Origin of the sequence: Paenibacillus sp. BK033 (genome assembly GCF_004345425.1) — a bacterium.
Classification (GTDB): Bacteria; Bacillota; Bacilli; order Paenibacillales; family Paenibacillaceae; genus Pristimantibacillus.
This window is the reverse complement of the sequence record NZ_SLVP01000009.1, coordinates 207,555-213,688: the sequence shown is the minus strand read 5'-3', so window position 1 is coordinate 213,688 and position 6,134 is coordinate 207,555. Positions and strand designations below refer to the sequence as shown.

Annotated in this window: 6 protein-coding genes; all 6 read right to left on the bottom strand. The window is 56.5% G+C overall.

The features are described 5' to 3' along the window. Positions 1-54: 54 nt before the first annotated feature. The gene (locus EV294_RS24975; protein WP_207918191.1) at positions 55-1,020 is read right to left on the bottom strand and encodes an ABC transporter permease family protein; all 966 of its coding nucleotides are present in this window, start codon (positions 1,018-1,020) and stop codon (positions 55-57) included. 65 nt (positions 1,021-1,085) lie between these two features. Then, complete coding sequence (locus EV294_RS24970) at positions 1,086-2,465, bottom strand: HAMP domain-containing sensor histidine kinase (RefSeq protein WP_132311844.1); 1,380 nt, start codon at positions 2,463-2,465, stop codon at positions 1,086-1,088. Next, complete coding sequence (locus tag EV294_RS24965) at positions 2,462-3,139, bottom strand: response regulator transcription factor (protein ID WP_132311842.1); 678 nt, start codon at positions 3,137-3,139, stop codon at positions 2,462-2,464. Before EV294_RS24965 ends, EV294_RS24970 begins: the two co-directional genes overlap by 4 nt. 150 nt (positions 3,140-3,289) lie before the next feature. After that, a complete protein-coding gene (locus EV294_RS24960) occupies positions 3,290-3,685 on the bottom strand; it encodes a 4Fe-4S dicluster domain-containing protein (RefSeq protein WP_132311840.1) in 396 nt (131 codons plus the stop codon). Further along, entirely contained in the window at positions 3,682-5,313 is a 1,632-nt protein-coding gene (locus EV294_RS24955; protein ID WP_132311838.1) for an FAD-dependent oxidoreductase, read from the bottom strand. Before EV294_RS24955 ends, EV294_RS24960 begins: the two co-directional genes overlap by 4 nt. Next, positions 5,310-6,107 carry an alpha/beta hydrolase family protein gene (locus EV294_RS24950; protein WP_132311836.1) on the bottom strand — a complete coding sequence of 266 codons (798 nt, stop codon included), beginning with the start codon at positions 6,105-6,107 and terminating at the stop codon, positions 5,310-5,312. Before EV294_RS24950 ends, EV294_RS24955 begins: the two co-directional genes overlap by 4 nt. Between the last annotated feature and the right edge of the window lie 27 nt (positions 6,108-6,134).

Below are 6,134 nucleotides of genomic sequence, written 5' to 3'. Positions count from 1 at the left end.
CGACCTTCCTCACCAGCCGTAAGAATAGTATAGAACGCGGCAGCAAAATTTTCATTATTCTGTGGTGCCCCGAGAGGGGCATGGATGGCTAACGGTCAGACTTCCCACGCACAAGAGCAGCACTTGCAAGGCCACGCTTCCGGCAAGGTAAGCGGCACGCGTACCGATAGCCTTTAGGATACCGAATTGGCTGCTCTTTTGGATCGTGATGACATAAAAGAATACCGCCAGGACAAACGCCGAAATGACAAACAGGAACACAATCATCATCATTAACGAGCCCTGCTCTTCTTTATAGCCGGGGATTGCCGAGACAGCCTCCGATTTTGTGACGATCTCGTTACCCGGTAATGCCGCCGCGAGACGCTCTGCCTGCTGCTTGCTGGCCTTGACCGCAATGGCGCTATAGGTGGTGTCGGTTGGCATCCCGCCCCTAGCCCCCGCCGATATCAGCTGAAGCTGCCGCCAATCTTGCCTGCTTAGGAAGACGGCCGGTGAATGACTGAACGATTCCCGGCTTACGAAGCCGCCAACTGTCCATTTCATGCCGGAGGCCTGGTCTACGAGCGTTGAACCGATGCGAACGCCCGAATCCTTTAACTTGCTGTCGACGAGCACGGAACCGGCGCCAGCCTCTGTAAGTGCACTGCCCTCAACGGCTGACGGCGTAAGCCAGCCTTCAGGCTCCACGCCTAGCAGCGTTACATCAAGCTTAGCTCCCTCCAAGGTTACGGTAGCCATCCGCACGCCAAGCGGCTGCGCGTTCTTCTCGCCCGCGGTCGACTTGGCTTGTTCCAGAACCCCCGCCCCAACCTGAGAGCGGGTAAACCGGTGATTGGAGTCCTTCTCCATTACAAAATGCGTAGCGTCCATATTTTCTATCGATGCCGCGTTGTCATAAGCGAGTCCCCCCGCAAGTCCCGTAACGAACAGGACCAGAAAAGAGACCAGCAGCATAATCGTTGCGATAAGCGTATAGCGGACTTTAGCAAACCTCATCTCCCGTATAGCCAAATACATGTTGCTTCCCTCCCTTTGATGGCTCAAGTGTAGGAAGCGAAAATGAACGGCGCGTGAACGAATGATTACAAATCGGGAAGTCTAACTGTAATACGAGTGCCCGCTCCGGGCGAGCTCTCAACTTCGATGTTCCCGCCGTGCAGCTGCACGATCTTTTTCACGATAGCGAGTCCAAGGCCTGTCCGCCCCGAAGTCCGCTCGCGGGCACGGTCAACCCGGTAAAACCGGTCAAACAGAAAAGGAAGATGCTCAGGCGGAATTCCCTCCCCTGTATCCGAGACCGCAATATTGATATGGGACAACGTCTTTTCCGCGAGCACCTCAATGCTTCTCCCGGGCGGAATATAGTTGATGGCATTGCCAAGCAGATTCATCCAAACCTGCTGCAGCAGCACCTCATCGCCATACAGCGTAATGGAATCGGGAACGGACAGCTTAAGCAGCAAATCCTTCTCCTCCAGCTGCCACTGCAGAACCTGCACGGCTTGGCGAATATGTTTATACAGGGGAAAACGCGTTTTGGTTAAAGCCTCTTCGCCCTGCTCGAGCGAGGAAAGAAGCAGCAGCTGCTTGCTGAGGATGGAGAGATGGCGGCTTTCCGCTTCGATAATGTCCGCGTAATGCTTGCGTTCCTCGCTTGGCAGCTCTTGCTCCCTTAGCACGGCGGCAAACCCTTGAATCGAGGTGAGCGGCGATTGAATTTCATGCGACACATTCGAGACGAACTGCTGGCGGGTCTGATCCACGCGTTCGAGCTCCTTGCTCATGATCATGAAATGCTCGGCAAGCTGACCGATTTCATCGCGTCTTCTCGTGGGCAGGCGAAGATTGTAATTCCCTTGCGCGATACGCTTGGTCGCCTCCGTTAGTCTTGTGATCGGCTTAACCAAATAGCGAGTGCTGACTAGGAAGAAGAGAATACTGATGATGACCGTATATAACCCGACCAGGGCAAAAAAGGTGCGTAGCTCGCCAAACTGCAACAGAACGTCCGGCCGCATAAACAGGGCGTAGCTTTTCCCGGCAGATTGCACACGCACGCCTACCGTATTGCTTAACCGGTTATCGAAAAACCCGGTAATAAACGGCTTGGTCGGGAACTGCGCTACTCCGTGGTACACTTCTCCGCCGAGCACGAGGTCAACGGCCCGCTCATCCAAATCCCGCTCGCGAAAGCTCCTGCCGTAGAAATGCGCTTCTCCTTGACCGTCCGTCACGTAAATCTCGTAGCCAAGCGAAGCTGCGTTTTGCAAATATCTATCCATGCCGGCAGGCTCCGCTTCGATAAAGGTCTTCATCTGCCTGGCAATCCCCACCAGCTTCTCATCGTTGAAAGACTTCAGCTTCATATGGTAATACAGGTTGGAAACCAGAAACCCGATTATGCTGCTGATCAGGATGACGGCCGCGGTGATTAGAAATACCCGGAAGTACAAAGATTTCATTTCCCCTTCACCTCAACCTTGTACCCGATCCCCCGTACCGTCTGGATGGTAAAATCCTCGGCGTAATCGGCAAAGCGCTGGCGAAGCCGCTTGATATGCACGTCTACGGTCCGGTCATCCCCTTCGAAATCTGCCGCCCATACGAGACGTATCAGCTCCTCGCGGGAAAACAGCCGTCCCGGATATTGAGCGAGCTGTGCGAGGAGCTCGAATTCCTTCATCGGCAGCAGCAGAACCGAATGCCCGTCGGTGACCTCCACATTTTTGCGGTCAATCGTGATGCGGTTCATCCGGATCAGATCATGGGATACCTGATTGTAACGGCGAAACAGCGCTTTGACCCGAAACAGCAGCTCCTCCGGTTCAAAAGGCTTGGTCACGTAATCGTCGGTTCCTCTCAGATAGCCCTGCTCTTTGTCGGACAGCTGGTCCTTGGCCGTCAGCATAATAATCGGGATATCATAACGCTCCCGGATATACTCGCATAGCTCGAAGCCGTCTATTCGCGGCATCATTACATCAATAATAGCCAGGTTTACCGGCTCCCTCTGCATGACCTCTACCGCCTCGGCCCCATCCTGCGCTTCATGCACCTGATAGCCTTCGCGGGTCATGACGAAACGGACAAGCGCTCTAATATTCGGATCGTCGTCAGCCAGGAGCAAATGATACATCCTAACAACCTCCTGTTGCATTCCCAGTATTTTTCGTTGATAGCATAGCACATTACCGGGCAAACACAAACAGGACCAGGCTTTAACCGCCCCGAGCAAAAAAACAAGTCCCAAGGCATCAAATCTACCCTGGGACTTGCTCTATTCTTTCTATTTCCGTTCGTTTGGCTCCCGCCCCGAAGCGACCTCCGATACGCCTTGCGGACGGAGAGTGCGGGGAGGCAGGATCCGGTCGATAAACGGCGTTGTATCAATAGCCGCAATCTTCGTGCGTCCCGGCCCCCAGCCGATAATAGCCCGCCAGCTGCCGAGCACGCCTTGCTCGGCCAGCTCCCGCTCGTTCACCTCCACCGTCTGCTCGGCGTATGGCGAGACATACAGCGCGTCCGCCGGACAATACACCTCGCAGATGAAGCAGGTCTGGCAGTCGCTTTGCCGCGCAATGACGGGGATGCCGTCCTCCCCTTTATCGAATACATTGGTTGGGCATACCTTCACGCAGATGCTGCAGGAAATGCAACGCTCCTCGCTGACTAGCTCGATCATCGTGCCTGCACCTCCTCGGAAGCAGCAACTGCCCCGGATGCTTCAACGCCGCCGGATTTCGGCACCTTCTCCGTACGAACCAGAATCTCTTCTAATCCTGAAACAAGCAGCCGGTGCCGCTGCTCTTCGTCCTGACCCGGATATTCCGCCAGCACATGCAGACCGCCGCTCCGGGATTCCTTCCGCGACAACGCCGCCGTATACATCCAGCGCGCGGTTGCCGCCATTGCAGCGGTCTCGCGGGCTCTCACCTGTTCCAGCATCGTTTGCGGTGCTTGATCATTCACCCGCTTCCATACCTCATCCAACTGACGCAAAGCGAGCTTCAGCCCCCGTTCCGTGCGGAAATAATTAATGTTCAGCGGAAGAACCTGACGCTGAATATCCTTGATCAGCTCCTGCGAGGATACAACGGAAGAAGCGGGGGCTGTGCCAAGCCCGTAACGCCCGGCCGGCTTCAGATCGCGTTCCGCCGCGCTGCTCCGGTGAGACAGGGCATAAGCGGCGGCGCCTTTGCCCGCCCAGGTTCCCGAGCAGATCGCCCACGATGCGTTAAAGGCGCCTCCGCCGGACGCCGAACCGGTAATACGTTCGCGTGTTGCCGCATCCCCAGCGGCGAACAATCCTCCTACCGTTGTGCTGCAATCATCGCGGGCAATCCGGATGCCTCCGGTGCCCCTTACCGTCCCTTCATAACGCAGCGTCAGCGGGAAAGGCTCGGTAAACACGTCAATCCCCGCCCGGTCATACGGCAGGAAGAAAATCGCATGGGATTTTCGTAAGAAGGCCTGCTTCTCCGGGGTGTCCGCCTTGTTCATAATGGCATACACGGGTCCCTGAAGCAGAGCCTCCGCCAGAAAATCTCCCTGCCGCCCCGCAACAATCTCTTGGCCGGCATGATCGTAATAAGTGGCCCAGCCCAGCAGTCTGGAGCGGGTGTTGGATCCAAAAGCCGGAGACGGAGCATACTTGCGGGTAAATTCCATGCCCGACAGCTCTACGCCAAGCTCGCCGGCCATTAAATAACCGTCTCCGGTCAATACATTGCAGCCGAGTCCGTTGCTTAGGAAAGCGCAGCCGCCCGTTGCGATAACAACGGCATTCGCGCGCACCTCCCAGGTCTGGTTATCCTGCCGGGATACGCCGCGGGCGCCGCCTACGCCAAACTCGTCAACCAGCAGCTCAAGAGCCGGCGACTGATCAAGCACTTTGACACCGGCACGCTTTACGACCTTTCGCATAATCGACATATATTCGGGACCGTGCAGATGATCGCGCATCGGAGTCCCGTTCTCGTCGCGGACGAACGGATAGCCCCACTGCTCGATCAGCTCCATATTGGCATACACCTGGTCAAGCACCCGGTGAATCCATGCCGGCTCGGCCAAATACCCACCCTGCTTCATTCGCTCTTCCACGGCATGTTTTCTCATTTCTTCATCGGGCGGCAAATACAGCAGATTCGTTCCGCCCGGCGCCGTCGCCCCGCTGCTGCCCAGGTAGCCCTTATCCGCCAAGACGACTTTGGCGCCGTTAGTGGCCGCGCTCCATGCCGCCCAAGCTCCGGCAGGGCCGCCGCCAATAACAAGCACGTCCGCGGTCAGCCGCCGCTCTGCTGCTCGACTCATTTCAGCTTCTCCGCAAAAAAGCTGATCGTCGCCTGCAGCGCCGTCTGCAGCTGTGCGTTAGCCCCTCTGTACGGATGCACCGTATTAAAGGTATGGTCCGCTCCTTGCACCAGCACATATTGCTGATGCGGAGCTTCTTCCCGGAAATAGCGCAGTTGTTCCAGCAGCGGCTCGCGATCCAGGTCTCCCTGCACAATCAAGGCAGGAAGCTGCAGCCGGGCAAAAGCTTCGCGAATATTGAAGCGCGCTTCATTCCTCTGCCAATCCTCCTGGACCGTCAGATCCAGCAGGCTGACCGTTTCGCCGGCCGGCAGGTGGCGTGATGGAGGAGGCCCTCCATTCCATACCGCCAGTGCGGCTATTTGCTCCGGCTTCTCGCTTGCCGTCAGGATGCTGCTGCCGCCGGCTCTGCTGTGGCCAAGCAGCCCGATCTTTGTCCGGTCTGCCGCATGAGGCTGCGGCAAAGCGCCGTCCGCCGCAGCTTGAAGCACCGTCTGCAAATCGTCAAGCTCCTGAGAGAAGGTGGATGCCGCCGCAATCGACGCTTCCTCCAAGCCGTCTTCTCTAGCCGCTATACGCGAGAAGTTGTAGCTGATTGCATAAAAGCCCTCTTCAGCCAAACGGCTCGTCACATCGGGCCAGAATGCCCAGTCCTTATAACCTCTAAAGCCATGACTTACGATAATAACCGGATGCGGCTTGCCGTCATCCAAGGTTTTCACTTCGCCCTGCAAACGGATGCCCTTACTGGAATACAACGTGAAGGACTGGACGGTCAGCGTATCTTTTCCCATAACGATTCCTCTCCTATCCGATCTATC

Coding starts and splice junctions, on each gene's coding strand:
- EV294_RS24975 (WP_207918191.1), bottom strand. CDS start 1,020: ATGTATTTGGCTATACGGGAGATGAGGTTTGCTAAAGTCCGCTATACG.
- EV294_RS24970 (WP_132311844.1), bottom strand. CDS start 2,465: ATGAAATCTTTGTACTTCCGGGTATTTCTAATCACCGCGGCCGTCATC.
- EV294_RS24965 (WP_132311842.1), bottom strand. CDS start 3,139: ATGTATCATTTGCTCCTGGCTGACGACGATCCGAATATTAGAGCGCTT.
- EV294_RS24960 (WP_132311840.1), bottom strand. CDS start 3,685: ATGATCGAGCTAGTCAGCGAGGAGCGTTGCATTTCCTGCAGCATCTGC.
- EV294_RS24955 (WP_132311838.1), bottom strand. CDS start 5,313: ATGAGTCGAGCAGCAGAGCGGCGGCTGACCGCGGACGTGCTTGTTATT.
- EV294_RS24950 (WP_132311836.1), bottom strand. CDS start 6,107: ATGGGAAAAGATACGCTGACCGTCCAGTCCTTCACGTTGTATTCCAGT.